This is a genomic window from Microbacterium suwonense, assembly GCF_030296555.1.
Classification (GTDB): Bacteria; Actinomycetota; Actinomycetes; order Actinomycetales; family Microbacteriaceae; genus Microbacterium; species Microbacterium suwonense.
The window spans coordinates 3,001,821-3,024,024 of record NZ_AP027728.1; the positions used below are offsets into that span (position 1 = coordinate 3,001,821).

Genomic DNA, 22,204 nt, shown 5'->3' on the forward strand with positions numbered 1-22,204 from the left:
CTGGCACTGCGCACACCATCGTGGGGTGTTTCGGGCTTCGCGTGGCACGATTCGCCGCCTCAACGCGCGGGATTCGGCCAGCTGGGCCACCTGAAGTGCCCCAGCGCGCGGGTCAGCCGGCGAAGAAGGTGCGGGCCACGCGCGAGAGGTCGTACAGGTCGCTGACGCCGGCGAGCTCGCGGGCGGAGTGCATCGACAGGATCGGGATGCCGACGTCCACCGTGCGGATGCCGAGCCGCGTGGCGGTGATCGGCCCGATCGTGGACCCGCAGGGCACGGTGTTGTTCGACACGAACTCCTGCGAGGGCACACCGGCGCCCTCGCACCAGGCCGCCCAGGCTGCTGCTCCGACGGCATCCGTCGCGTAGCGCTGGTTGGCGTTGATCTTCAGGATCGGACCCGACCCGAGCAGCGGCTGCACCACGGGGTCGTGCCTGTGCGCGAAGTTCGGGTGCACAGAGTGGCCGACATCGCTGGAGAGGTGCCAGGATGCCGCGAACGCGCGGCGCTGATCGGCGGCATCCGCGCCGAGCGAGGCGTACACGCGGGCGAGCACGTCCTCGAGGAAGGGTCCGGCGGCGCCGGAACGGGATGCCGAGCCGAGCTCCTCGTGGTCGAAGGCGGCGAGCATCGGGATGACCGGCGCCGGCGCGTCCGCGGCCTCGATCAGTGCGACCACGCCGGCGTGCACCGAGGCGAGATCGTCGAGCCGGCCGGCGGCGAAGAAGGCGTCGTCCTTGCCGAACACGGCACCGCGGGCGGCGTCGGCCACTACGGCGTCGAAGCCGCGGATGTCAGCGGCGTCGACCCCGGCTGCCGACGCGAGCTCGGCGAGCAGATCGGCGGATGCCGCATCGCCGAGGCCCCACACCGGCTGCGTGCCGGTCTGCTTGTCGAGGGCGAGCCCGTCGTTCACTCCGCGGTCGAGGTGGATCGCCAGCTGCGGCAGGCGCAGCAGTGGCCCGGTCGCGGCGAGCACGACTCGGCCGTCGCTCAGGGCGAGGCGCCCGGCCAGGCGCAGCTCACGATCGAGCCAGGAGTTCAGCAGCGGGCCGCCGTAGACCTCGACCGCCGCCTGCAGCCAGCCATGCGAACCCGTCGTGGGCTTGGGCTTCAGTTTGAAGCCGGGGAGTCCGTGTGCGCACCCAACACGTGCACGGGGGTCGTGCCTGCGGCATCCGTCGGCACCGCCCAGGCGATCACCGCGCCGTCGCGCACCACGACGAACCGTCCGCCGGCCTGTGCCGGCCAGGACGCCGTCTCGTCGAGCCGGGTGAAGCCGGCATCCTGCAGCCTGCGGGCGACCTCGTGCGCCGCATGATAGCTCGACGGCGACACGGCCACGAAGTCCGCGAGATCGTCGGCATGGGCGAGGGCAGCAGCGCGGGCGGGCATGACTACGATGCTAGTCGGCTCGAGCAGGGGAGCCGAAGGTGCGGATCAGTGGAAGTCGATGAGACCAGCGTGCGCGGCGGTCACCAGGATCTGCACGCGGTCGCGCACACCCCATTTCGACATGATGCGGCCGAGGTGCGCCTTCACGGTGCCCTCCGAGACGATGAGCGCCTGGGCGATCTCGGCGTTCGACATGCCCTGAGCCAGACGCTCGAGCACCTCCATCTCGCGGTCGGTGAGTGCCTCGAGCGCCTCGGCAGCGCCGCTGGCCGGCTCGGTGCTGCGCACGTGCTTGACCAGCAGCGAGGCGATGCGCGGCGAGAGCGAACTCGCTCCGCTGTACACCTCGCGCACGCCTTCGAGGATGCTCTCGGCGCTGGAATCCTTCAGCAGATAGCCCGACGCCCCGGCGCTGAGCATCGGCAGCACGGTCTCGCTGCCGTCCAGGGTGGTGACGGCCAGGATGCGCACCTCCGGCCAGCGCTCGCTGATCGCTGCGGTGGCCTCGATGCCGTTCATCTCGGGCATCTGCACGTCCATCATCACGACATCGGGACGGTCGTGCTCGAGGAAGGCGATCGCCTCGAGCCCGTTCTCGGCCTCGCCCACGACGGTGACATCGGAGCCGCGCGAGACGAAGTGAGCGAGTGCGGAGCGCACCAGCGGGTCGTCGTCGACGATGAGGACGCGAATCTGCGGCATGGAAGAAGCCTATCGGTGCGGCGCAGGAGGTCAGGGAGAGACCTAGACCTTCGTCTAGCGAAGTATGACCGTGAGTTGGATGTGCTTTGAGGAGCTAACCGAGAAGATTAATGAGTACTTAGACATCCGACCACATCTTGGAGGTGAATTCGATGTCTTTCTGGGAGCAGATCGCACGCCTTTTCGGCGCCATTCGCTGATTATAACCGGCAAATAGGAGATACTCGACCTATGCCGTTCGGTCGAACGACCCGGGATGACCCCGGTCTTCTCCGCCTCAGTCGAGGAGAGCGTCTCACCACGCTCGAGCGCGTCGCCGTGCTCGTGTTTCTGGTGGTCGTCACCTTCTTCGACGTCATCGGCCTCATATCCACCCCTGATATCGATCCGATCGGACCGCTGTTCAGCATCGCGGCCACGGTCGTCTTCGCCTTCTACCTGTGGTGGCCGCCCGTCGCCACCATCCTGCTGGGGAGTGTCTTCCTCCTCTCGTTCGTCGTCGGCCAGGACTCGATCGTCCTGATCCCTGCTGCGGTCGCCGCAGGGATGGTCATGCGCCTGGGATCCACGGCATTGGTTCTCGCCTATGCTGGCGGTTTTCTCGTCGCCACCGCTGCGGTCGCCTACGGCGACCACCGCGTGCCCGTCAACGTCGGCATCTATCTGGTCGTGGCCGCCGTCGCCGGTGCCCTCGGCTATGCGCTGCGCCTGGCTTCCGCCCGCGGTAACAGCCTTGAGCGACGCCTCGCGGAGAGTGCGGAACAGGAGCGGCAGGCCGTGCTCGCCGAGCGGCGATGGATCGCCGGCGAACTGCACGACAGCATCGCCCACCACCTCACCGTCGTCGCGCTGCACGTGCAGATGCTCGACGACCCCGATATGACCACGGCCTCGCAGGAGGCCATCCGGGTGGCCGCACGCAAGGCGATGGCCGACCTCCGATTCGTCATCGAGCTCGCCGACGACGGACCGCGCGTCGCCGGCGTGCACACCGGCGATCTGGACGAGGCGATCGGCGAGGCGATATCGGAGATCGATGCCGCCGGCCACACCGTGCGCGCCGAGGGCAGTCCGCTCGACGAGCGGATCCCGCGCGTCGCGGACATCGTGTTCGCCCGGATCGTCAGGGAGTCGGCGACGAACATCCTCAAGCACGCCGGCCCCGGCGAGGTGCTCATCCGCCTGGACGTGGACGACGAGCATGCCGCACTGACCATTCGCAGTCCTCTGCCGCAGACGCCACGCCGCGACCTGCCCTCCAGCGGAACAGGACTGAATCGGATGGCGGAACGCGTCATCGGTGCGAGCGGCGAGTTCAGCGCGGGGCCCTCGGATGGGGCCTGGCAGGTGTTCGCACGGCTGCCGCTGTCATGACATGCGGGTCGATATTAGACGAAAGTCCAGCTAGATCTCGCCCTTCGGCTCTAGGTGCCGCATCGCGCCCGCACATATCCTGAAGGTTCCCAGATGGGCGTCCCCAGCGCCTATAGCGTCCCCAGCGCTACGATCGCGAGCGTGATCTCTAGGCTTTTGTACCGCCACGCTCGCGATCGTCTCTGTTTCTGAGCGCAAGCAGTGCTGTGAGACTCCGGGTTGTATGACTCCGCCCAACCAGCCTTGTCCCGCGCGGTTCACGCGCGCTCACGCCCGCCCTGCGCTCGTGCCGCGTTCATGACGGCAGCGGGTAGCGACGCCGCAGCACCGCGCGCTGCCCGAGCGTCCAGGTCACCGTGACCACGAGGTAGAGCGCAGCGGCCAGCGGAACGAGCACGGCGAACACGGCGGTCAGATAGTGCAGTGCGCTCATCAGCCCCAACATCCCTGGTGTCGCCAGCGGGCCCTCTGTGGGCACCTGCGGACGGAACAGTCGGCGCGTGATGTCGGCGACGATCAGGATGATCAGCAGCACCACCGCCCAGACGACTCCGGTCGGCGCATCGATCCCCGCGCCGAACGCGTGCACCAGCGACGTGCCCAGTGGCGCACCGAGCAGATCGTGGGTCAGCAGGGCATTGGCATGCCCGGCGATCTGCGGGCGCAGGAACAGCGTGTACAGGACGCCGACCACGGCCGCCTGCACGATCAGCGGCAGGCATCCGGCCAGCGGTGAGGCCTGCTCGTCACGGTACAGCGCGAGGGTCTCCCGCTGCAGGCGCTCACGATCCTTCCCGTGCCGCTGCTGCAGAGCGCGCATCTTCGGGGCGAGTCGGGCACGCAGCTGCTCGGCCCTGGCCTGCGAGACGCCGACGGGGATGAGGCATGTGCGCACCATGAGGGTGACGAGGATGACGGCGAGCGCTGCGGAGACCGAGCCGGTGAACGGCTGCAGCACCCCCACGAGCCAGAGCAGGGCGTTGTAGGCGCCATCGAGAAGAAAGGTCAGTGGAGGGAAGGCGAAGATGTCCATGGGTGTCCGTTCGCAGGGTCGGAAGGGGTCGGCGAAGGCCGCGGTCTCCCGACGTCAGCGGAGGGCTGCTCTCGGTGTTCTGCGCAGAGGAGCACCCCGCCCGCACGGGATCACGCGGCGGACGCGACTCCCGGGGCCCGCGGGCGCGGATGACCGGAGGCATCCGGATCGCTCTGCGCGAGCAGGGTGGACACATCGATGGCGCGCCGCGGGTGCGGCGCGGAGCGGATGCCGAAGACCGGCGTCACCGTGGTGAGCGCGATCGCGATCACGGCGACGGCGACGAGGATCGCGGCCACGCCGAGCATGCCGCCCGCTGTCATCCCGGCAGGGAGGGGAACCACGCCCAGCGCCGTCAGCATGAGCTGCAGCAGCGAGCCGATCGCCTCGGTCATGAGCGTCCCCCTTCTGCGGAAGAGGTTAGCAGCCAGTCCTGGAATCGGGTGGGAAGGATCCGCGCACCGGCATCCGGGAGCAGTGTCTCGGCGGCCGGCCGGCCCCGAAGTACCGGCCCTCAGGTCCGGAGCGTACGTCGCGGTCGTCGTGGCGGGCCCGCAGCGCCCGGGAGACGAAGCCTGCCAGCGGCATCCGCTCGGGGCCGGCGATCTCGATGTCGGCCTGCAGGGGCGCCGCCAGAGCCAGTTCCACCATCACGTCGGCCACATCGGCACCCGCTGCGGGCTGCACGTCGACGTCCGGCAGGGTGATCGCGCCGTCGGCATCGGCCATCGCGGCGATCGCCGGAGCGAACTCGAAGAACTGCGTGGCGTGCACGAGCGACCACGGCACACCGGAATCCCGAACGGTGCGCTCGCCGAGCGTCTTCGCCCGGTAGAAGGGGATGTCGTGCGGACGCCCCGAGCCGACGATGGTCAGCCCCAGGTGGTGACGGATGCCGTGCGCCCGTTCGGCGCGCATCAGATTGGCCGTGCCGGTGGTGAAGAACTCCTGCACCGATGCCGGGTCGCCTGCGTGCGGCTTGGAGACATCGATCACGACCGAGGCGCCGGCGAGCACAGCATCCAGACCCCTGCCGGTGACCAGGTCGACTCCGGTGCTCGGGGATGCCGCTGCGGCGCTGTGACCGCGCTCACGCAGCCGGGCGACCGTCTTCGCGCCGATCTGCCCGGTGCCGCCGACGACGATGACCTCCACCATGACCCCACGGTACAGCGGCCCGGGTCAGCGGAGCCGGGGTCAGCCGCCCTGGGTCGGGACCGCGCCGGTGGCGGGGTAGTCGGGCCGCTCGGGCTGGCGGTTCTGCCGCCCTCCTCGCCGCCTTCCCGGCCGCCGTACGGACGCCCGTGATCGGCGAACTCCTCCCGGCTGAACACGAGTGTCCAGTCACCGATCGTGAAGCGCGCACCCGTGCGCAGGGTCTCGACGCGCTCGCCGTGCTCTCCGGGCGGGCTGCTCGCGTTCATCCGGCCCGCACCGTGCATCGTGAGGACGTACTCGTCGCGGTCGTCGTGCGTGATCGTGGCGTGCAGAGCCGCGGCGCCCGCCAACGCCAGCGTGCAGTCGTCACCCGAGCCGATGGTCACGACATCCGTCGTGAGGTGGTGCACGAAGCGATCCGCGTCGTCGCGGGAGACCAGCAGACGCGGGTCTCCCGCTCCCCACTCGGCGTGCGTGGTCGTGGGCGTGTACCCGCGCCCGTGCTCTGCGCTGTCCTGCTCGGCCATGTCCTTCCTCCTCTGCTGCCGACCATACTCACCGGGACGCTCCGAAGGTAGGCGATCTGCGACGCAGGGATGCGCTGCGAGACGCGAGGCGGTGGGTGTCAACCCCTCCGCGTTCGACGGTGCGGAATGCGAGCATCGGGCGAAGTGAGAGGAGGCCGACATGACCGATCCCGAGATCCACACCTGGTGGCCGCGGCTGTCCGCTGAGGCCAAGGAGGTTCTCGACGCCCTGGGCGGAGAGATCATCCCCGACATCGTGCGCGACGAGGTCGAGCTGCTGACCGGCACCCGGATGCTGAGGGCCGAACGCCTCACGGTTCGAGACCGCGACTTCATCCGCACGCAGCGCGAAGCCGTGGACTGATCCACGGGGCGTCCGGCCGACGGCATCCGTCAGCCGTTGCGGACTTCCCAGCCGCCCTCCTCGCCGTCCTCGCCGGAGCCGGCGGCATGCTGCTGATCCGAACCGGACGCCTGCTGCCGCGCGTAGTCCGGACGCTGCGGCTGCGGGGGCTGATCCGAGAGCTCGCCGCCCTCGCGCCCGCCGAAGGGGCGACCGTGATCGGCGTACTCCGCTCTCATGAACACCAGCGTCCAGTCGGCGATCGTGAATCGGGCGCCCGTGCGCAGCACCTCGGTGCGACTGTCGTCCTCCGACCAGGCGTTCATCTGGCCTTCGCCGTGCATCGTGAGAACGTACTCGTCCCTGTCGTCGTGCGTGATGGTGGCGTGCAGCGGATCCGCTCCGTCCAGCACGAGTTCGGCATCCGTCGCCGAGCCGATGCGGATCAGCTCCTGAGCGATGCCGAATGTGCTTCGTTCGCCCTCCCTGGTCACCAGCAGATGCGGGTCGCCCGAGCCCCATTCGGAATGGGTCGTGCCGGCATCCGCCGGTCGTCGACGCAGATCCTCAGCCATCGCTTCGCGGTCACCTCCCACGCCGGATCTGTTCTCGTTCATCGTGAGATCCGTTCCACGGTCTCGCCGGTGTCCTGCGCGTCAAGACGCCGTGCGATGTCGGCCTCGGCCACGATGCCGACCAGCACGTGGTCGTCGATGACCGGGATGCGGCGCACCTGGTGCTCCTGCATCAACTCGAGCACATGGCGGGCGTCGTCCTCGGTGTCCACCATGAACGGCCTGCCCTCAGCGAGAGCCCCGGCTGTGGTCGTGTCGGCCGCGTGGCCGTTCGCGATCGCCTTGACGACGATGTCGCGGTCCGTCAGCATGCCCTTGAGCTTGCCGTCTTCACCGCAGATCGGCAGCGAGCCGATATCCAGATCCGCCATCAGCCGTGCCGCGGTCTCCAGCGAGTCGTTCTCGCCGATGCACCGGGCGCCGGGCGTCATGATGTCCTTTGCCAGAAGCTCTGTCGTCAGCGTCATCATCTCTCCTCGGGGTGCGTTCAGGATGCTGCGGGTTCAGGGTCTGACCCTACGGAGTTCCCGCCGGGCCCCGCAGGGGGTTGACAGTCCTTCGAGTGCGGCATCCGTGCCGTCACACGGCTGCGGCCATCACACCGAGTTGCGGCCCGAGATCATGCGGATGAGCCAGGCGATCACCGCAAGTGCCAGCAGGACGAGTCCGACCCAGAGCAGGAAGCTCAGGGACTGCACGAGTCCACCGGTGACCGCGAGGATGATCGCGACGACGGCGATGATGATGAACAGGATATTCATGGCGAACCTTCCATCCTGCGGGGCAGGGGTGCCCCGGCATCCGTGACACTACGCCGGGCCGCGAACGGCGAACAGGGGGTTGACGGCAGGCTGCGGCGCTGTCATCGGCGGGATCGCCTAACGTAGTGCTCAGGCCGGATGCCGTCGGACGGCAGCCGGTGGTCGGACGGAGGATGCATGGGCAAGTTCATCTACGAGGGCGGGGTGAAGGCGGAGTTCGAGGATCGGGCTCTGATGCATCTTCAGCTCGTCATCACGGCGAAGCTGAGACGCGGCGAACCCTTCCCGTTCAGCTGGCGTGAGGACGTCAGCGTGGGCGGCGGACGCACGACGGTGTGGATCCACCCGGGCAGCTCGCTCGTCTTCAAGTACTACGGCAGCCGCCAGCCTTCCATCAATCGCGGATGGACCGAGGGGCTCGCATTCACTGCGAACTCTCCCGGCGGCCTCTACCTCGTCCCGGAGACGGCCGAGGGCAGCGACGGCGGCGAGGGCGCTGGCGGCGTCGAGGCGAGCGAGCTGCGCGTGGGCATGCCCGACAACTGAGCGGCGGCATCGAGCGCGGATGCCCGGGCGTAGCCTCGAAGAATGACTGATCTGCGCGAACTGCTCGGCATCCGGCATCCGATCATCCTGGCGCCGTTCGGCGGACTGTCATCCGTCGCGCTCACCGCCGCGGTGAGCGATGCCGGCGGGCTGGGGTCGTACGGGCTCTACGGGTACGACGGCGAGCGGATCCGGGCGACGGCGCGCGCCCTGCGCGAGGCGACGTCGGCGCCGTTCTCGCTGAACATCTGGCTCCCCACCGGCGACGAGGTGCTGCCGGGGCCGGAGCACGATGCGTACGCGGCGGCCCTCGAGTCGTTCTTCGCCGAGGTCGGCATCGAGCGGCCCGCCAGGCCGGAGCGGTATCTGCCGTCGCTGGAGGAGCAGCTCGACGCGATCTGGGAGGCCGCGCCCGCTGTGCTCAGCGTGGTGTTCGGCGTGCCGGCAGCGTCGCTGGTGGACGAGGCGCATCGCCGCGGCATCCGGGTGCTGGGCACGGCGACGACGGTCGCCGAGGCCGTCGCACTGGCGGACGGCGGCGTGGATGCGATCGTCGCGACCGGTGCAGAGGCGGCCGGGCATCGCGTGTCGTTCCTGCGTGCGGCGGAGGAGTCGCTGGTCGGGCTGGTCTCGCTCGTGCCCCAGGTGGCGGATGCCGTGGATGTGCCGGTCATCGCGGCGGGCGGCATCGCGGACAGGCGCGGTGCGGCGGCGGCGTTCGCGCTCGGTGCCTCCGGTGTGCAGGTCGGCACGTCGTTCCTCGTCACCGAGGAGTCGGCCGCCAACGACGCCCATCGCGCGGCGATCCGATCCACCGCGGCGGATGCCAGTGTGCTCACCCGCGCGATGAGCGGCCGACTCTCCCGGGGCGTGCGCAACCGTGCGGTGGCCGAGATCGAGGCATCCGCGGCCATCGCGCCCTTCCCGGCGCAGAACTGGCTGACCGGGCGATTCCGTGCGGTGGCGGGTCAGCGGGGCATGGGCGAGCTGCAATCGCTGTGGCTGGGCCAGTCGGCGCCGCTGGCGAGCCGGGCCACTGCCGCCGCCGTCTTCACCGAGCTGCTCGCCGGAGTGCCCGCAGTCTGACCCACACCCGTCTATCTGGCGCTTGTGCACGGGGCGCTCGGCGTGTCGCGTGCAGGAGTGACATATAGACGGGCTGGTCAGAGGATGACGGTGGAGCGGCCGTGCACGATCACGCGGTCCTCGGCGTGCCATTTCACCGCGCGGGCCAGCACGAAGCGCTCCACATCGGCGCCGCGGCGCTGCGCTCGGCGGCGGACTCGGCGTGCGTGACGCGCGTGACGTCCTGCTCGATGATCGGCCCCTCGTCGAGGTCGGCGGTGGCGTAGTGCGCGGTCGCGCCGATCAGCTTCACGCCGCGGTCCTTGGCCCGCGCGTACGGGTTGGCGCCGACGAAGGCGGGCAGGAACGAATGGTGGATGTTGATCACCGGCGCCCCGATGCGTGCGATGAAGTCGTCGGTGAGGATCTGCATGTACCGGGCGAGCACGACCAGATCGACGTTGCCCTGCAGCAGCTCCAGCTGACGAGCCTCCATCTCGGCCTTCGCATCCGCTCCTCGCCGCGGGGGATGTGCACGAACGGCACCCCGAACGAGCGCACCGACTCGGCCAGATCCGGGTGGTTGGAGACCACCATGGTCACGTCGATGTCGAGCTCTCCGCGCTGGGTGCGCCACAGCAGCTCCATCAGGCAGTGGTCGTACTTGGACACGAAGATCGCCACCCGCTTGCGCGTCGCGGTGTCGTGCAGCGACCACTCCATCTCGAACCGCTCCGCGACATCGCCGATCGAGGTCTCCAGCGCAGGGCGCTTGGCCGCCAGCCCGTCGAGGTGCAGCACCGTGCGCTGGAAGAAGCGACCGCCCTGCTCGTCGGTGGAATGCTGATCGAGGGAGATGATGTTCGCGCCGTGCTCCGCCAGCACCCCGGCGACGGCCGCGACGATTCCGGGCTGGTCGTCACAGGCGATGAGAAGGCGTGCGGTGTCGGACTGCGGCATGGGTGCTCCTTGCAGGGGTTGTCTCGATTCTGCCTGCATTCACCGGCAGTGGGCGAATCGTTAGCCTGGAGGAATGACCACCACCGCCGCGCTGCTGGAGAGCGCGCGCCGGCGCCTGGAGGAGGCCGCGCGAAGGGCTCGGCCTGCTGCGCACCTCGCGCTGGCGCGCCGACCGCATCGTGCGGGCCGGGGAGGCCTGGCATCTCGGAGTGCTGCTGCTCACCGACGACGGGGTCGCCGAGACGGGGGAGATCCTGCGCGCGGCCGAGGAGGTGCGCCGCGGCTACCCGGCGGAGTCGGCGCGGGCGCGAGCAGAACGCCGGGCACAGGCACGGCGAGGCGGGTTCGCCGAGGGGAGGTGGTGCACGTCGGCTGGCGGATGCTGGATGTGACGGCGGTCGACGCCGGCACGGCATCCGGCCCCCTCGCAGTGGTCGACGGTGTGCCGAGCGTGCGCTGGTCGCGCGCCGGCGGGCTGGTGCCGCTGGCCGGCTACCTCGACGAGAGGATCGCCCTCCTCGGCGGTTGACGCCGTTGGTGACTGAGCCGCCTCGCCGGGCTCAGCGTCCGAGCAGCCCCGGGAAGCGGCCCAGCAGGTCGGCTCCCTCGACGGATGCCGAGAGCACCTTCTGCTCGATCGCGGCGTACTCGCCGGGGTCGAAATAGCCCGCCGCGCGATACACCGCCATCCGATCCGCGAAGTCCTGCGGCGACGCCTCGGGGTGGAATTGCGTGGCATAGAGGCGCTCGCCCACCCGGTACGCCTGCACCGGGCATCCGTCGTTGCTCGCCAGAAGTTCGGCATCCGGCGGGGTCTCGGCGGCGGATTCGTTGTGCGCGGTGAACACGGACATCGCCGGAGCACTGGGGCCGAACAGAGGATCCTTCGTGCCGGCGGAGGTGATGCGGATGCGCGTCGCCTGCACGCGCTCCGGGTGATCCATCGTCACTCTGCCACCCAGCATCCGCGTGACCACTCCGATGCCGTAGCAGGTGAACAGCGCCGACGCGGCGCCGTCGATCGCCCTGGCGGCGATGCGCTCAAGGTCGTGCTCCACCGCCTGCTGGGCTTCGCTCTTGTCGGCGCTGGTGACGTTGAACGGCGAGCCTCCGATCACGAAACCGCCGTACTGCTCCCACTCGACGGATTCCAGGGACGCATGCAGCAGGTCGATGCGGGCGAGGTTCCGGATGCCGAGATCGCGAGCGAAGGAGCGGTGCTCGGCATCCGCCGCGCTGCGCTCCGGACGCACGCACACGTACAGCACCGAGGACATGCACCGATTCTATGGGCCGGTTTGACGTCGGCCGGGAATAGGCGTCATCATATGTCGTTGAACTTGATAGAAGCACGCTCAAGTTTGAGAGGAAGCGAAATGCCCAACGACTTCAACGAGGCGGGTTCGGGCTCGTTCGACGAGTTCCTGGCGCGCTACCTGGCGGGTGAGCAGGCCCGGCAGACGCGGTCGATCGACCTCAGCCGGTTCCTCACCGCGCGCACGCAGCAGATCCTGCAGCGTGCCGGCCGCTTCGCGCTGGAGCGCGGCCAGACCGAGCTGGACGCCCTGCATGTGCTGCGGGTGATCGTCGAGGACGAGGCCGTCTCGCACGCCATCCGGCGCATCGGCGCCGACCCCGTCGCTATCGCGAAGGCCGTCGATGCGGGTCTTCCGGAGAGCCGTCCGGCAGCTGAGGTGGATGCCGCGAGCCTGACCTCCAGCGCCAGCCGGGCGCTGTTCCACGCCTACCAGGTCGCCCGGTCCTCGGGCTCGACCTACATCGAACCCGAGCACGTGTTCTTCGCCCTCGTGATCGCCCAGGACTCGCCCTCCGGGCAGATCCTCGCGCGCTCCGGCGTCACCGCCGAGGCGCTCACGCAGAGCCTGCGCGGCGAGCCGGTGCCGGCAGGTGTGGCACCGAGCACGCAGGCCGGTGACCCGGCATCCGAGACCCCGATGCTGGACCAGTACGGACTCGACCTGACCGCGCTGGCACGTGCAGGCGAGCTGGACCCGGTGATCGGACGCGCGTCCGAGATCGAGCAGACCATCGAGATCCTCAGCCGGCGCACCAAGAACAACCCGGTGCTGATCGGCGAGGCCGGTGTCGGCAAGACCGCCGTCGTCGAGGGCCTGGCGCGCGCGATCGTCGAGGGCGAGGTGCCTGCGCAGCTGAAGGATCGTCGCGTGGTCTCGCTGGATCTGCCGGGGATGCTCTCCGGCACCCGGTACCGCGGAGACTTCGAGGAGCGGCTGACGAAGACGATGGACGAGATCGCCGCGCACAAGGGCGAGATCATCGTGTTCGTCGACGAGCTGCACACCGTGGTCGGCGCCGGCGGCTCGGGCGAGAGCGGCGGGATGGATGCCGGGAACATCCTCAAGCCGCGGCTGGCGCGCGGCGAGCTGCACCTGGTGGGCGCGACCACGCTCGGCGAGTACCGCCGGATCGAGAAGGATGCGGCGCTGGAGCGCCGGTTCCAGCCCGTGAAGGTCTCCGAGCCCTCGATCGAGGATGCTGTGCGGATTCTGCAGGGGCTGAAGCCCGCGTATCAGGAGCACCACGCCGTCGCCTACACCGATGAGGCGATCCGCGCCGCGGTCGAGCTGAGCGCCCGCTACCTGCCCGATCGGGTGCTGCCCGACAAGGCCATCGACCTGATCGACCAGGCCGGGGCCCGGCTGCGCCTGCAGCTGGGCGCCACCGCCGATGTCGATGCGCTGCTGGCGCAGCTGGCCGAGCTGGAGGCGCAGAAGAATGCCGCCGTCAGCGCGGAGCACTACGAGGAGGCTTCTCGCGTGCGAGACGAGATCCTCGCCGTGCAGGCGCGGATCGACCAGGCGGGAGCGCCCGCCTCGGCGGACGCCGTCGTCGACGAGGCGCAGATCGCTGCGGTGATCTCGCGCGCCACCGGGATCCCGGTCAGCCGTCTGACCGAGACCGAGCGCGAGCGTCTGGGCGGCCTGGAGGCCGACCTGCACTCCCGGGTGATCGGTCAGGACGATGCGGTCGCGGCCGTGGCCCGCGCGGTCCGTCGCAGCCGCACCGGCATGGGCGACGCGCGCCGGCCGGTGGGCTCGTTCCTGTTCCTCGGGCCGACCGGTGTCGGCAAGACCGAGCTGGCCAAGGCCCTCGCAGACCGTCTCTTCGACGACGAGACCGCCGTGATCCGATTCGACATGAGCGAGTTCGGCGAGCGGCACACGGTGTCGCGCCTGGTCGGCGCCCCTCCGGGATACGTCGGCTATGACGAGGCCGGTCAGCTCACCGAGCGCGTGCGGCGCAACCCGTACTCGATCGTGCTGTTCGACGAGATCGAGAAGGCGCACCCCGACGTGTTCAACCTGCTGCTGCAGGTGCTCGACGATGGTCGGCTCACCGATGGTCAGGGGCGCACGGTCGACTTCCGCAACACCGTGGTCGTGATGACCTCGAACATCGGATCGGAGTTCCTGGCGTCGCGCTCGGGCGCGCTCGGGTTCGTGGCCTCGCAGGATGCGTCGGCATCCGGATTCGCCTCGCAGGAGGACCTGCGGGCGCGGGTGATGGGCAAGCTTCGCGAGGCGATGCGTCCGGAGTTCCTGAACCGCATCGACGAGATCGTGATCTTCCAGAAGCTCTCGCGCGAGGAGCTGGGCCGCATCGTGCGGCTGATGCTCGAGGCGACGGCGAAGCGGCTGGCGGATCGTGAGATCGCGTTCGAGGCGACGGATGCCGCGGTGGAGTGGCTCGGCGAGCATGGCTACGAGCCGGAGTACGGTGCGCGTCCGCTGCGTCGCCTGATCCAGCGCGAGGTCGACGATCGCATCGCCGACCTGCTCGTCGCTGGCTCGCTGGCAGACGGCGGCCAGGTGCGCGTGGACGCGTCCGATGGCGCCCTCCAGGTCGCCGCCCTGGCCGCATCCCTGGCCCCCGCCGCCTGACCCCCACCCCACCCCCAAGCCCGTCTATTTGTGCCAAATGCGGGCGGTCCCCTCGGAATCGGCCGCGTTCGGCACAAATAGACGGGCTTTCAGCGGGAGGAGTTCGGGGTGCGGCCGCGCACGATGCCGACGAAGGCCTCGACATCGGGCGTGGTCGCCTCGCGCGGCCAGGCCAGTGCGACCGTCGAGGCGGGGCCGCCCTGCAGTGGCCGATAGTCGGCATCCTTGCGCTGGTGCAGCCGGGCCAGCGACATCGGCACCACCAGGATGCCGACGCCGGATGCCACCGTCTCCACCGCGTCCCTGGTGGTGGCGAGCATCGGGAACGACGGTGTGATCGTGGGCAGATCGAGCGGGCCGAGCACGTCGTCGGCCGGGGTGATCAGCACCTCACCGGCGAGATCGTCGGCGGTGAGCTGCTCGGCGGCCAGCAGATGCGATTCGCGGGATGCCACCACCACCGGCACCTCGTCGTAGAGCGGGATGACGTGCAGCTCGTCGGTGCGTTCCAGGGGAAGGCGGATGAGCGCGAGATCCACCTCGCTGAGACGCTCGCGCTGCCCGGCGAACGTCAGTGGAACGAGTTCGAGCTCGACGTGCGGCATCCGCTGCTTCCAGGTGTCGATCCACCTGCCCGGCGTCGTCCCTGGCACCAGCCCGAGGCGAAGCGTGCGCGGCTGCTCCGGCGCGGGACGCTGCTGCTTCGGGGTCCTCGCAACGGGCTTCGCGGTCGACTGCCTCTTCGGAGCTGCTTTCTTCGGTGCCGCCTTCTTCGATGCCGGCTTGCCGGGGCGCGGCCGCGCGGGGCGGCGCCGGTCGTTTCTCATCGCATCAGCGTAGACCGCGGATGCCGAGATCACTGCGCGCGACGGATCGCCACGCAGCACTGCCCGACGTGCGGCTCTCCGTGCGCGCGCAGGTGCGGGCAGTGCATCCCCTCCAGGACGCCGCCGATCAGCGCGAGGTTCGCCGAGCAGACCAGCTCGGTGTGCTCGCGGGCGAGCGAGTCGAAGGGGCAGTTCGCGAGCGTGAGCGCACCGTCCTGCTCACGCGGTTCGAACCCCTGGGCGGCGAGCACAGCGGACACGCGCTCGAGATCGTCGGCAGGATCATCGGGTTCGGGCCCGGATGCCGCGATGCGCAGCCCCTCATCGTGCGCGACCTCGGCGACGGAGGCGTTCAGATCGGCGCCTTCGGCGGCACGCTCGATCGCGCCGGCGAGCAGGTGCCCGACCAGGTCGTACCGGCGCTCCGGCAGCGACACCGAGATCGTGCCGTCGGAGCGGCGGTACAGCTTGGACGGTCGCCCCGCCCCGGGGCCGGTGCGTCCGGTCAGCCGCCGGAACTCGGTCTGCAGCAGCCCGGCGTCGACCAGCTTGTCCAGGTGGAAGCGCGCCATGTTCGGGGAGACGCCGACGGCGCTCGCCGCGGCCTCACGGCTGACGGGCTCGGGTTGGGCCGAGACGTGCTCGTACAGCGCCCGGCGGGTGTCGTCGGAGAGGGTGCCGATGCTCGAGGCCCGTGCGGTGATGTCCATGATGAACCCTCTGCAAGAAGAACGCCGTGCGCTGAGAACTCAGTGCTTCTATCTGCAATCGTAACTTCTTTTAGAAGAGGTTGGGCTTGAGAATGGACTCGGCGCCTCCGATCAGACGCGCGTCGTGAGTCGCCGCTGGGCGTGTCGGATCAGGCCGACCAGACCGGTGATGAGCACCAGCACACCGATCGTCAGCAGCACGAGGGCGGTGATGGTACCCGGCGTGAGCGAAGCGAAGGCATCCGCGACCCCGTCCCGGCGGTCTGCACTGCCGAGCATCCAGATCCCCGCCCAGGCGATCCCGGCGAAGCACACACCCCAGACGATCGCCGCCCAGCGGGTGCGAGGCAGGGGCGCGGATGCGGGCAGCTCGGCATCCGCACTGAACGCAGTCGTGCCGTCGGCGGGCGCCGACGCATCCGGGAGCGGGAGCGTCTCGGCCGAGTCCGGCAGCGGCGTGGTGGGCTCGGCGTTCATTCTGGCTTCTCCTGGTCGGGACGGGTCAAGTAGAGGACGCGGATCTGTCCGGAGTCCTGGTCGATGGTGACGGGCACCGAGACGACGGTCTGTGGGACATCAGGATCATCAGCTGGACGATTCGGGTCGAGTGGTGTCGTGACCGTCTCGCGGTAGACCGTGCTGCCGTCGGCCTGTCGTGAGCCGGAGTACGAGCCATCTTCAGTGCCGATGGTGTCGCCATCGGCACTGAGGTCGATTCGTTGCCATTGCACTCTGACGTCGCGCACGGTCGCGGTCAGCTGCAGCTTCACGCCGTCACCCACATAGATCTCCGTGTATCCGGATCCCTTGTGAACTGTCACCGGAGGCGAGGCCAAGCTCGGCAGATTCTGGAGCTGGATCATGGTGGTCCCGAACGGCTGTCGGATCGAGTTGCTGCCTTCTGAATTCCATACGCTGGTGCTCCCGAACCGCACATCTCCCAGCGTGGCGGCTCCGCCGGTGATCAGTGCGGCGACCAGCGCGATCACGGTGACGAACGCCAGGAAGCCGCTGCGCCGGCGTGCCACGCCGGCGACCACCATGCCCAGAGCCAGCACGAGCGCGGCCGAGAACAGCGCCAGCCCTGCGGTCACGACATCCGGGTTCTGCGACAGCAGCCACACGACGGCGCCGGCGACTACGGCCAGGCCGATCGCGGTGGCCACGTAGGCGAAGCTCGCACGCGGGTTCGACGCACGGCGGATGCGGCGCCGTTCGGCGGCCTCGGCGGCGAACTCGGCGGCCATCGTCTGCCGCTCCCGGCGTGCTTGATCGCGCGCCGCGCGCTCGGCATCCTGCTGCTGCCGCCGCCAGGCCTGATCCTGCTCCTGCCAGGCAGCGTGCTGCGCACGCCAGGCCTCCAGCGCGGCAGCGTCGGCGGTGGGGGCGCCGAGGGGAGGGAGGATGCCGGTATCGCGCCCTCCGCGGCGGCATCCTCCTCTCGTGTCTCCGCATCGACGGCGGCGCCCGAATAGCCGGCCGGAGCGGAGGGGAACGGGGAGGTGCGACCGCGGAAGCCATGCGCGGGTCGGTCACCTCACCCCGGGAGTGCGGCGCGCGGCGCGCACGATCAGGACGAGCAGGATGCCGACCAGCACCAGCCCGATGACGAACAGGAAGACCCCGAACGCACTGATCCCGTACGACGGGTAGGCGTAGGGGTTGAGGATGCGCGCGACGAGGAACAGCGTCGCCGGCGGCGACATGGTGGACAGCCCGACGATCAGGCCGGCGAGGATCCCCAGCTGTGCGGGCTGGAAGCGCCCGCGGAACAGCTCCCGCAGGTGGATGCGCCCCTCCGGATCGGGCAGCAGCGCCCACGCCAGCGCGTAGACGAGGATCATCGGCAGTCCGCACAGTGCCGCCACCACCAGCACGCCGCGCACGATCAGCGGGTCGATGCGCAGCCGCGAGGCGATGCCGGCGGCGACCCCGCCGATCCACCCATCGGAGCGGGCGATTCCGAGACCGGCGACCCACGCGTAGAAGCGATCGGAACGGTGCGGCGGCTCGGGGCGCGCTGTCTCGGCGGACGGCGGAGCGGTCGGGAAGGTCATGCTTCGATCATTCCGGTGCGCGGACCAGTGCCGCCATGGGGTGATCCCCTGACTCGACCCTGAACCTCGCCCTCCCCGCCCCGGATCGCCCGGGGCGGGTGGTTGGATGGCGTCATGTCCTCTTCCCTGTCGCATCCGTCAGCGACCGCGGTTCGCCCTCCGGGCGCGGCCCTGCCGCCGCGACCGGTGCTGTCGCGCGTGCGCGAATGCCTGATCTCCGGAACTGCTGCAGGTCTGGCCCGCCATCTCGGCGCACAGGTCTGGCAGGTGCGGATGCTGTTCATCGCCCTCACGGTGCTCGGCGGAGCGGGCGTCCTGCTGTACGCCTGGTGCTGGGCGTTCACGCCGTGGGAGCGGGGAGAGTCTGCGCCGTCGCGCCGGGCACCGGTGGCGTGGATCCTGCTCTCCGTCGCAGTGCTGCTGGAGCTGGTCGTGCTTCCGCAGTTGGGGAGCGGGTACATCATCAGCATCCCGCTGCTGGACGGATTCGCCTACAGCTACACGTCCGCGCGTCTCTCGATCGTCGCGCTGCTCGGCATCGTGGCTGTTCTCGTCGCCGCTGCACTGTGGGCGGACCTCATCGACCGCGGCGACCCGGCACGCGGGCCGCGTCATGCCGCCGTCGTGCGAGGGGTCTCGGTGCTCCTGCTCGTGGTGCAGATCGTGATGCTCGCGCACAACCCGGGGTTCGTGTTCGTGCCGTTCGCGGGTCTGCTGGCGATGTTCGCCTCGGCGCTCGTGCACCGCTGGCACGAGCTGGCGGGTGAGCGGGTGCGCCGCATCCGTGAGGAGCAGCGCAGCGAGATGGCCGCGCACCTGCACGACTCGGTGCTGCAGACGCTCGCCCTGATCCAGAACCGGGCCGGCGCCTCGAGCGAGGCTGCGCGTCTCGCCCGCGCGCAGGAGCGGGAGCTGCGGGCCTGGCTGTACGACGGCGACGCCCCGGCCGACAGCGATCTGGCCACCGACCTGCGCGACTACGCCGGCGCCCTGGAGCTGGACTATCCCGTGCGCATCGACGTCGTCTCGGCGGGACTGTCCACCGAGCGTGCCAGTGGGGAACTGGCTGCCGCAGCGCGCGAGGCGATGCTGAACGCCGCGCGCCATGCCGGCGACGAGGTCTCGGTGTACATCGAGGGATCGGCATCCGGCGTCGACGTGTTCGTCCGCGACCGCGGACCCGGCTTCGACCTCGACGAGGTGGCCGACGACCGGCTCGGCGTGCGCCAGTCGATCATCGGACGGATGCGGCGAGCCGGCGGGTCGGCGAGCGTGCGCAGCGACGAGAACGGCACTGAGGTGCATCTGCGGATCATCGGAGCAGCGGGAGAGAACCATGACTGACGGCATCCGTGTCGTGATCGTCGACGATCACTCGATCTTCCGGTCGGGCCTGCGCGCCGACCTCGACACGGCCGTCGAGGTCGTGGGCGAGGCGGCCGACGTTCCCTCAGCGATCCGGGTGATCGGCGAGACGCAGCCCGACGTCGTACTGCTCGACGTGCATCTGCCCGGTGGCCCGTCCACTGGTCCGGAGGCCGCCGGCGGTGAAGCCGTCATCCGGGGCAGTGCTCCCACCGGCGTGCGATTCCTGGCGCTGAGCGTCTCGGATGCCGCGGAGGATGTCGTGCGGGTGATCCGGGCAGGCGCCCGCGGATACATCACCAAGGGCTCGTCGGGCATCGAGGTCTCGAAGGCGGTGCAGGCGGTCGCCGAGGGCGATGCCGTGTTCTCACCGCGACTGGCCGGCTTCGTGCTGGACGCGTTCGGCGCGGTCGCCGGCGAGACCGCTGCGGTGGACGACGAACTCGACCGGCTCTCGGCGCGCGAGCAGGAGGTCATGCGCCTGATCGCTCGCGGCTACGCCTACAAGGAGGTCGCCGCCGAGCTGTTCATCTCGATCAAGACCGTGGAGACGCATGTCTCGGCAGTGCTGCGCAAACTGCAGCTCTCCTCCCGGCACGAGCTCACGGTATGGGCATCGGAGCGTCGCCTGCTCTGACCCCCGCAACCCCGTCTATATGGCGCTGATGCACGCGACACGCCGGTCCGTGCGTGCACGCACGCCAGATAGACGGGGGTTGAGGTCAGGCGTGCTCCCGGATCGGACGTTCAGGCCGCCAGCCAGAGCCCTTTCCGGTCGGTGGTGATGCGCAGTCCCGCAGCGACGGTCTCGTCGTCGCCGATACGCGCGCCCCGGGCGATGCGGGCCCCCGCTCCGACCTCGGTGCGCACGCCGATGTGAGCGTCTGCGCCGATCACCGCGCCCTGCCCGACATGCGCGTGCGCGTCGATGTACGCGTTCTCGCCGATCACAGCATCCGATTCGACCCATGCGCCGCGGACGATCCTCGCCCCGGCGCCGATCTTCGCCCCGGGTTCGACATAGGCCCCGGCTTCGATGAGCGCCTTGGGGTTCACCTTCGCGCCGTGCGCGACGAGGCCACGGCCGTTGGCGTGCTTGCGATACCGCAGCGTTCCGCCCCGCTCGTCCTCGATGTCGATGTAGTTCTTGCCCACGATCCCTCCCGTGTCCGGATACGTTCGGATATAACTACAACCACAGACGGTGAAAATTCATTCCCCGGTCGGGGTGAAGGTCAGTGCTGGCAGTTCGGACACCAGAATGTGACGCGCTCGCGGGTGGCGTCGGCGCCCAGTTCGCCGCGGCGGATCAGCGTTCCGCATCGACGGCAGGGGCGTCCCGCGCGGCCGTACACCCAGTCCGTCGCGCCGCGCCGGGCGTGGCCGGTGAACGTGCGATCGACGCGATCGCGGTTGGCGCGGATCGTGCGGACCCCGAGGTCGAGGAGCATAGCGACGTCGACATCCGTCACCGGCGTCTCGGGAAGGATTCCGCGCAGGAACAGTAGCTCTGCGGCGTACTCGTTGCCGAAACCGGCGACGTTGCGCTGGTCGAGCAGGGCGACATGGATGCTGCGGGTGTCGATGCTCAGACGCCGGACGGCCTCCCCGGCATCCCAGTCCTCGGCGAGCGGATCGGGTCCGAGGTGGCCGACCAGCTCCTGCTCGTCGCGGGTGGCGACGACCTTCACCTCGGCGAGGTCGACGCCGACGGCCTCCCGGGTTGCCGTGCCGACGATCGCGCGAACCTTGAAAGCCGGATGCCGCCACTTCTCGCCGGGCCGGTGCAGTCGCCAGGAACCGTCCATGCGCAGATGGGAATGCAGCGTGTGCTCGCCGATGCGCATCAGGATGTGCTTGCCGCGCGGTGCGACCTCGCGCACCGTCTCGCCGGTCAGATCGACGGTTGCGGCGCGGGGGACGCGCAGGTCGAATCGCGTGACGACCTGCCCCCGCAGCGCCTCATCGAGGCGGCGCGAGGTCTGGAAGACGGTGTCGCCCTCAGGCATGTGCGGTTCGCGGGGGAGGGGGATCGGCGAGCAGCTCGCGGGCGAGCAGGGTGGCGCCGGCGACGGCGGTGGGCATGATGAACACGGCGCCGAGGGGCACCATGAAGCACAGCTGCGTCGCGACGCCGAAACCCAGCAGGCGGGAGCGGCGCGTTGCGAGCAGGCGGGAGCGCTCGCGGCTGGGGACGTCGCGCGCGTTCAGCGCACGGCCGGTGAGCTCGCGGGCGAGGAGCCGCCCGGTGAGCAGCACGCTGACCACTGCGGCGACGGGCGCACCGATGCCCGGTACCAGTCCGACGGCCAGCGCGAGGATCGCGACCAGGATGCCCAGCGCGACCAGACGGATGCTCTCGCCGAGCGCCACGCGCAGCCCGCCGTCGCCTTCGGGAACGTCTCCGCCCAAGTCCAGCTCGACTGCCCGCCAGATGCGCTGATAGAACGGGTCGCCGATCAGCAGCGTGAGCGCGGTGAACACCACGCTGGCCAGTACGAGCGAGCCGATGACGATCACCACGCCCACCGCGATCCGAAGCGCGGTCTCCCATCCCGGATCCCAGGAATCCGCGAACGGGGTGAGCCAGGCAGTGATCGACCCGAGCGAGAGCAGCAGCGGGATGATCGCCGCAGCCAGGATCATCAGCGCGATCAGCCCCGGGATGAGCCCCCGCAGCATCAGCCCCGGCATCCGCTTCCAGTAGCCGAAGCCGCGCCCCAGAAACCGGATGCCGGTGAGCAGCTCACTGATCATGATGGCCAGACTATGGCAGGTCGCCTCAAGGAATCCCCGTGGGCGGGGTGTCGAGGCGCTCCCGCACCTGTATCAAAAGTGAGACGGTGTGAGTCATGGGAGAACTGGCCACGATGGCCGGATCAC

General features: G+C 69.8%; 28 protein-coding genes and 1 pseudogene. 10 read left to right on the forward strand and 19 right to left on the reverse strand.

The genetic code is table 11. From position 1 onward, the window contains the following. Positions 1 to 112: 112 nt before the first annotated feature. Positions 113 to 1,395, reverse strand: a pseudogene (locus tag QUE33_RS14980) (M18 family aminopeptidase). 45 nt (positions 1,396 to 1,440) lie between these two features. Beyond that, positions 1,441 to 2,097: a response regulator gene (locus QUE33_RS14985; protein WP_286301062.1), complete on the reverse strand. Its 657-nt coding sequence runs from the start codon at positions 2,095 to 2,097 to the stop codon at positions 1,441 to 1,443. Between the two features lie 231 nt (positions 2,098 to 2,328). Between QUE33_RS14985 and QUE33_RS14990 the strand changes: the two genes are divergently transcribed. Next, positions 2,329 to 3,471, forward strand: coding sequence for a sensor histidine kinase (locus QUE33_RS14990; protein WP_286301065.1), 1,143 nt, complete (start codon positions 2,329 to 2,331; stop codon positions 3,469 to 3,471). A 295-nt stretch (positions 3,472 to 3,766) separates the two neighbouring features. On the opposite strand, the gene QUE33_RS14995 is transcribed toward QUE33_RS14990, so the two are convergent. The 3 genes from QUE33_RS14995 to QUE33_RS15005 form a co-directional block, all read right to left on the reverse strand. Next, a complete protein-coding gene (locus tag QUE33_RS14995) occupies positions 3,767 to 4,504 on the reverse strand; it encodes a YidC/Oxa1 family membrane protein insertase (protein ID WP_286301067.1) in 738 nt (245 codons plus the stop codon). Positions 4,505 to 4,614: 110 nt separating this feature from the next. After that, complete coding sequence (locus tag QUE33_RS15000; protein WP_286301068.1) at positions 4,615 to 4,899, reverse strand: DUF6412 domain-containing protein; 285 nt, start codon at positions 4,897 to 4,899, stop codon at positions 4,615 to 4,617. Positions 4,900 to 4,924: 25 nt separating this feature from the next. Beyond that, positions 4,925 to 5,662, reverse strand: a complete 738-nt coding sequence (locus QUE33_RS15005) for an SDR family oxidoreductase (RefSeq protein WP_434019602.1) — start codon at positions 5,660 to 5,662, stop codon at positions 4,925 to 4,927. Positions 5,663 to 6,349: 687 nt separating this feature from the next. Between QUE33_RS15005 and QUE33_RS15015 the strand changes: the two genes are divergently transcribed. Then, a complete protein-coding gene (locus tag QUE33_RS15015; RefSeq protein WP_286301073.1) occupies positions 6,350 to 6,553 on the forward strand; it encodes a hypothetical protein in 204 nt (67 codons plus the stop codon). A gap of 29 nt (positions 6,554 to 6,582) precedes the next feature. On the opposite strand, the gene QUE33_RS15020 is transcribed toward QUE33_RS15015, so the two are convergent. The 3 genes from QUE33_RS15020 to QUE33_RS15030 all read right to left on the reverse strand — a co-directional run bounded on the left by QUE33_RS15020 (position 6,583) and on the right by QUE33_RS15030 (position 7,868). Then, positions 6,583 to 7,149 carry an FHA domain-containing protein gene (locus QUE33_RS15020; protein WP_286301075.1) on the reverse strand — a complete coding sequence of 189 codons (567 nt, stop codon included), beginning with the start codon at positions 7,147 to 7,149 and terminating at the stop codon, positions 6,583 to 6,585. After that, entirely contained in the window at positions 7,146 to 7,577 is a 432-nt protein-coding gene (locus QUE33_RS15025) for a CBS domain-containing protein (protein ID WP_286301077.1), read from the reverse strand. Before QUE33_RS15025 ends, QUE33_RS15020 begins: the two co-directional genes overlap by 4 nt. A gap of 126 nt (positions 7,578 to 7,703) precedes the next feature. Continuing rightward, positions 7,704 to 7,868, reverse strand: a complete 165-nt coding sequence (locus QUE33_RS15030; protein WP_286301078.1) for a hypothetical protein — start codon at positions 7,866 to 7,868, stop codon at positions 7,704 to 7,706. Between the two features lie 177 nt (positions 7,869 to 8,045). Here QUE33_RS15030 and QUE33_RS15035 point away from each other — a divergent pair, with 177 nt between their 5' ends. Both QUE33_RS15035 and QUE33_RS15040 read left to right on the forward strand, forming a co-directional pair. Next, on the forward strand, positions 8,046 to 8,414 hold the full coding sequence (locus QUE33_RS15035; RefSeq protein WP_286301079.1) for a DUF7882 family protein: 369 nt from the start codon (positions 8,046 to 8,048) through the stop codon (positions 8,412 to 8,414). A gap of 42 nt (positions 8,415 to 8,456) precedes the next feature. After that, positions 8,457 to 9,500, forward strand: a complete 1,044-nt coding sequence (locus tag QUE33_RS15040) for an NAD(P)H-dependent flavin oxidoreductase (RefSeq protein WP_286301081.1) — start codon at positions 8,457 to 8,459, stop codon at positions 9,498 to 9,500. A 133-nt stretch (positions 9,501 to 9,633) separates the two neighbouring features. On the opposite strand, the gene QUE33_RS16300 is transcribed toward QUE33_RS15040, so the two are convergent. Both QUE33_RS16300 and QUE33_RS15045 read right to left on the reverse strand, forming a co-directional pair. Beyond that, positions 9,634 to 9,912: a formyltransferase family protein gene (locus QUE33_RS16300; protein ID WP_350226474.1), complete on the reverse strand. Its 279-nt coding sequence runs from the start codon at positions 9,910 to 9,912 to the stop codon at positions 9,634 to 9,636. Then, entirely contained in the window at positions 9,864 to 10,439 is a 576-nt protein-coding gene (locus tag QUE33_RS15045) for an ACT domain-containing protein (RefSeq protein WP_350226475.1), read from the reverse strand. The genes QUE33_RS16300 and QUE33_RS15045 overlap by 49 nt, the downstream gene beginning before the upstream one ends. A gap of 179 nt (positions 10,440 to 10,618) precedes the next feature. Here QUE33_RS15045 and QUE33_RS15050 point away from each other — a divergent pair, with 179 nt between their 5' ends. Both QUE33_RS15050 and QUE33_RS15055 read left to right on the forward strand, forming a co-directional pair. Next, on the forward strand, positions 10,619 to 10,831 hold the full coding sequence (locus QUE33_RS15050) for a hypothetical protein (RefSeq protein ID WP_286301082.1): 213 nt from the start codon (positions 10,619 to 10,621) through the stop codon (positions 10,829 to 10,831). Next, complete coding sequence (locus QUE33_RS15055; RefSeq protein WP_286301084.1) at positions 10,819 to 10,968, forward strand: hypothetical protein; 150 nt, start codon at positions 10,819 to 10,821, stop codon at positions 10,966 to 10,968. Before QUE33_RS15050 ends, QUE33_RS15055 begins: the two co-directional genes overlap by 13 nt. Positions 10,969 to 10,999: 31 nt before the next feature. On the opposite strand, the gene QUE33_RS15060 is transcribed toward QUE33_RS15055, so the two are convergent. Next, on the reverse strand, positions 11,000 to 11,716 hold the full coding sequence (locus QUE33_RS15060; RefSeq protein WP_286301086.1) for a glutamine amidotransferase-related protein: 717 nt from the start codon (positions 11,714 to 11,716) through the stop codon (positions 11,000 to 11,002). 99 nt (positions 11,717 to 11,815) lie between these two features. Between QUE33_RS15060 and QUE33_RS15065 the strand changes: the two genes are divergently transcribed. Continuing rightward, positions 11,816 to 14,362 (forward strand): ATP-dependent Clp protease ATP-binding subunit, encoded by a 2,547-nt coding sequence (locus QUE33_RS15065; protein ID WP_286301087.1) that lies wholly within the window; start codon positions 11,816 to 11,818, stop codon positions 14,360 to 14,362. 89 nt (positions 14,363 to 14,451) lie between these two features. Here QUE33_RS15065 and QUE33_RS15070 read toward each other — a convergent pair whose 3' ends face one another. From QUE33_RS15070 to QUE33_RS15085, 4 genes are all read right to left on the reverse strand, one after another. Continuing rightward, entirely contained in the window at positions 14,452 to 15,189 is a 738-nt protein-coding gene (locus QUE33_RS15070) for a LysR substrate-binding domain-containing protein (RefSeq protein WP_286301090.1), read from the reverse strand. A 29-nt stretch (positions 15,190 to 15,218) separates the two neighbouring features. Beyond that, positions 15,219 to 15,899: a helix-turn-helix transcriptional regulator gene (locus QUE33_RS15075; RefSeq protein ID WP_286301091.1), complete on the reverse strand. Its 681-nt coding sequence runs from the start codon at positions 15,897 to 15,899 to the stop codon at positions 15,219 to 15,221. Between the two features lie 111 nt (positions 15,900 to 16,010). After that, entirely contained in the window at positions 16,011 to 16,376 is a 366-nt protein-coding gene (locus QUE33_RS15080) for a hypothetical protein (protein WP_286301093.1), read from the reverse strand. Then, positions 16,373 to 17,146: a hypothetical protein gene (locus QUE33_RS15085; protein WP_286301095.1), complete on the reverse strand. Its 774-nt coding sequence runs from the start codon at positions 17,144 to 17,146 to the stop codon at positions 16,373 to 16,375. The genes QUE33_RS15080 and QUE33_RS15085 overlap by 4 nt, the downstream gene beginning before the upstream one ends. A 21-nt stretch (positions 17,147 to 17,167) precedes the next feature. Here QUE33_RS15085 and QUE33_RS15090 point away from each other — a divergent pair, with 21 nt between their 5' ends. After that, positions 17,168 to 17,374 carry a hypothetical protein gene (locus QUE33_RS15090; protein WP_286301097.1) on the forward strand — a complete coding sequence of 69 codons (207 nt, stop codon included), beginning with the start codon at positions 17,168 to 17,170 and terminating at the stop codon, positions 17,372 to 17,374. 57 nt (positions 17,375 to 17,431) lie between these two features. Here QUE33_RS15090 and QUE33_RS15095 read toward each other — a convergent pair whose 3' ends face one another. Then, the gene (locus QUE33_RS15095; protein WP_286301099.1) at positions 17,432 to 17,956 is read right to left on the reverse strand and encodes a PspC domain-containing protein; all 525 of its coding nucleotides are present in this window, start codon (positions 17,954 to 17,956) and stop codon (positions 17,432 to 17,434) included. A gap of 114 nt (positions 17,957 to 18,070) precedes the next feature. Here QUE33_RS15095 and QUE33_RS15100 point away from each other — a divergent pair, with 114 nt between their 5' ends. Further along, the gene (locus QUE33_RS15100) at positions 18,071 to 19,300 is read left to right on the forward strand and encodes an ATP-binding protein (protein ID WP_286301100.1); all 1,230 of its coding nucleotides are present in this window, start codon (positions 18,071 to 18,073) and stop codon (positions 19,298 to 19,300) included. Next, a complete protein-coding gene (locus QUE33_RS15105) occupies positions 19,293 to 19,958 on the forward strand; it encodes a LuxR C-terminal-related transcriptional regulator (RefSeq protein ID WP_286301101.1) in 666 nt (221 codons plus the stop codon). Before QUE33_RS15100 ends, QUE33_RS15105 begins: the two co-directional genes overlap by 8 nt. Positions 19,959 to 20,068: 110 nt before the next feature. Here QUE33_RS15105 and QUE33_RS15110 read toward each other — a convergent pair whose 3' ends face one another. The 3 genes from QUE33_RS15110 to QUE33_RS15120 form a co-directional block, all read right to left on the reverse strand. Further along, complete coding sequence (locus tag QUE33_RS15110; RefSeq protein ID WP_286301102.1) at positions 20,069 to 20,476, reverse strand: DapH/DapD/GlmU-related protein; 408 nt, start codon at positions 20,474 to 20,476, stop codon at positions 20,069 to 20,071. 80 nt (positions 20,477 to 20,556) lie between these two features. Next, entirely contained in the window at positions 20,557 to 21,330 is a 774-nt protein-coding gene (locus tag QUE33_RS15115; RefSeq protein ID WP_286301103.1) for a DNA-formamidopyrimidine glycosylase family protein, read from the reverse strand. Continuing rightward, positions 21,323 to 22,078 (reverse strand): EI24 domain-containing protein, encoded by a 756-nt coding sequence (locus QUE33_RS15120; RefSeq protein ID WP_286301105.1) that lies wholly within the window; start codon positions 22,076 to 22,078, stop codon positions 21,323 to 21,325. Before QUE33_RS15120 ends, QUE33_RS15115 begins: the two co-directional genes overlap by 8 nt. Positions 22,079 to 22,204 lie beyond the last annotated feature (126 nt).

Excerpts from the sequence above, each read along its gene's own strand:
- QUE33_RS14985 (WP_286301062.1), bottom strand. The coding sequence starts at position 2,097 with ATGCCGCAGATTCGCGTCCTCATCGTCGACGACGACCCGCTGGTGCGC.
- QUE33_RS14990 (WP_286301065.1), top strand. The coding sequence starts at position 2,329 with ATGCCGTTCGGTCGAACGACCCGGGATGACCCCGGTCTTCTCCGCCTC.
- QUE33_RS14995 (WP_286301067.1), bottom strand. The coding sequence starts at position 4,504 with ATGGACATCTTCGCCTTCCCTCCACTGACCTTTCTTCTCGATGGCGCC.
- QUE33_RS15000 (WP_286301068.1), bottom strand. The coding sequence starts at position 4,899 with ATGACCGAGGCGATCGGCTCGCTGCTGCAGCTCATGCTGACGGCGCTG.
- QUE33_RS15005 (WP_434019602.1), bottom strand. The coding sequence starts at position 5,662 with ATGGTGGAGGTCATCGTCGTCGGCGGCACCGGGCAGATCGGCGCGAAG.
- QUE33_RS15015 (WP_286301073.1), top strand. The coding sequence starts at position 6,350 with ATGACCGATCCCGAGATCCACACCTGGTGGCCGCGGCTGTCCGCTGAG.
- QUE33_RS15020 (WP_286301075.1), bottom strand. The coding sequence starts at position 7,149 with ATGAACGAGAACAGATCCGGCGTGGGAGGTGACCGCGAAGCGATGGCT.
- QUE33_RS15025 (WP_286301077.1), bottom strand. The coding sequence starts at position 7,577 with ATGATGACGCTGACGACAGAGCTTCTGGCAAAGGACATCATGACGCCC.
- QUE33_RS15030 (WP_286301078.1), bottom strand. The coding sequence starts at position 7,868 with ATGAATATCCTGTTCATCATCATCGCCGTCGTCGCGATCATCCTCGCG.
- QUE33_RS15035 (WP_286301079.1), top strand. The coding sequence starts at position 8,046 with ATGGGCAAGTTCATCTACGAGGGCGGGGTGAAGGCGGAGTTCGAGGAT.
- QUE33_RS15040 (WP_286301081.1), top strand. The coding sequence starts at position 8,457 with ATGACTGATCTGCGCGAACTGCTCGGCATCCGGCATCCGATCATCCTG.
- QUE33_RS16300 (WP_350226474.1), bottom strand. The coding sequence starts at position 9,912 with ATGCAGATCCTCACCGACGACTTCATCGCACGCATCGGGGCGCCGGTG.
- QUE33_RS15045 (WP_350226475.1), bottom strand. The coding sequence starts at position 10,439 with ATGCCGCAGTCCGACACCGCACGCCTTCTCATCGCCTGTGACGACCAG.
- QUE33_RS15055 (WP_286301084.1), top strand. The coding sequence starts at position 10,819 with ATGCTGGATGTGACGGCGGTCGACGCCGGCACGGCATCCGGCCCCCTC.
- QUE33_RS15060 (WP_286301086.1), bottom strand. The coding sequence starts at position 11,716 with ATGTCCTCGGTGCTGTACGTGTGCGTGCGTCCGGAGCGCAGCGCGGCG.
- QUE33_RS15065 (WP_286301087.1), top strand. The coding sequence starts at position 11,816 with ATGCCCAACGACTTCAACGAGGCGGGTTCGGGCTCGTTCGACGAGTTC.
- QUE33_RS15070 (WP_286301090.1), bottom strand. The coding sequence starts at position 15,189 with ATGAGAAACGACCGGCGCCGCCCCGCGCGGCCGCGCCCCGGCAAGCCG.
- QUE33_RS15075 (WP_286301091.1), bottom strand. The coding sequence starts at position 15,899 with ATGGACATCACCGCACGGGCCTCGAGCATCGGCACCCTCTCCGACGAC.
- QUE33_RS15080 (WP_286301093.1), bottom strand. The coding sequence starts at position 16,376 with ATGAACGCCGAGCCCACCACGCCGCTGCCGGACTCGGCCGAGACGCTC.
- QUE33_RS15085 (WP_286301095.1), bottom strand. The coding sequence starts at position 17,146 with ATGGCCGCCGAGTTCGCCGCCGAGGCCGCCGAACGGCGCCGCATCCGC.
- QUE33_RS15095 (WP_286301099.1), bottom strand. The coding sequence starts at position 17,956 with ATGACCTTCCCGACCGCTCCGCCGTCCGCCGAGACAGCGCGCCCCGAG.
- QUE33_RS15100 (WP_286301100.1), top strand. The coding sequence starts at position 18,071 with ATGTCCTCTTCCCTGTCGCATCCGTCAGCGACCGCGGTTCGCCCTCCG.
- QUE33_RS15105 (WP_286301101.1), top strand. The coding sequence starts at position 19,293 with ATGACTGACGGCATCCGTGTCGTGATCGTCGACGATCACTCGATCTTC.
- QUE33_RS15115 (WP_286301103.1), bottom strand. The coding sequence starts at position 21,330 with ATGCCTGAGGGCGACACCGTCTTCCAGACCTCGCGCCGCCTCGATGAG.
- QUE33_RS15120 (WP_286301105.1), bottom strand. The coding sequence starts at position 22,078 with ATGATCAGTGAGCTGCTCACCGGCATCCGGTTTCTGGGGCGCGGCTTC.